Source organism: Vibrio sp. 2130-1, from assembly GCF_033339515.1.
Map to the genome: position 1 here is coordinate 1 of NZ_JAWOUT010000295.1, position 691 is coordinate 691.

Annotated in this window: 2 protein-coding genes; both read left to right on the forward strand. The window is 47.3% G+C overall.

Annotation, left to right across the window (positions count from 1 at the left end; genetic code table 11):
* On the forward strand, positions 1 to 496 hold a 496-nt coding region (locus R7Q09_RS25825), incomplete at its 5' end, for an SLC13 family permease (protein ID WP_318143902.1).
* Positions 497 to 520: 24 nt separating this feature from the next.
* Positions 521 to 691: adenylyl-sulfate kinase (locus tag R7Q09_RS25830; protein ID WP_318143903.1), on the forward strand; the 171-nt coding region annotated here is incomplete at its 3' end.

A 691-nucleotide genomic window follows, 5' to 3' on the forward strand; every position in this document is an offset into this window, starting at 1 on the left:
CATCATTGCACTCATTGCGTTTGGCATAGTGCAAATCTCTGAGCTTCGTCGCCGTTTTCCCATTGATATTGTGGTGATTGTGGGTTCTGCGCTCTCTATTGCGCAGCTGATGATTTCATCGGGCTTGTCCGTCAGGATGGGCGAAATGTTTATCGAAGCGTTTAACGGCTGGGGCGTATTTGGTGCGCTGGTGGCCACATACATCATGACCTTGGTGCTGACTGAATTGGTGACCAACAATGCCGCTGCCGCGTTAGCATTTCCGATTGGCTATAGTATGGCTGTCGGGTACGGGGTGGATCCGATGCCATTTATTATGGCGGTATTGTTTGGCGCAAGCGCGAGCTTTATTTCTCCCTACGGGTATCAAACTAACTTGTTGGTTTACAGCGTAGGTAATTACAAATTGACCGACTATGTGCGAATTGGTGTGCCGATTTCGATTGTGTATTCCGTATTGGTACTGACATTGATTCCGGTCTTCTTTCCGTTTTAATTCCGATAAATACAAGGATTCGTTATGACCGCTGAAACACCGGTAAAAGATGAAAACATTGTCTGGCATCAGCACACGGTTGATAAACAGTTTCGTGCTGAGCTGAAAAAACAGAAACCAGCAGTGCTTTGGTTTACTGGTTTATCTGGCGCAGGTAAGTCAACCGTCGCGGGCGCGCTGGAGAATCGTTTAGCT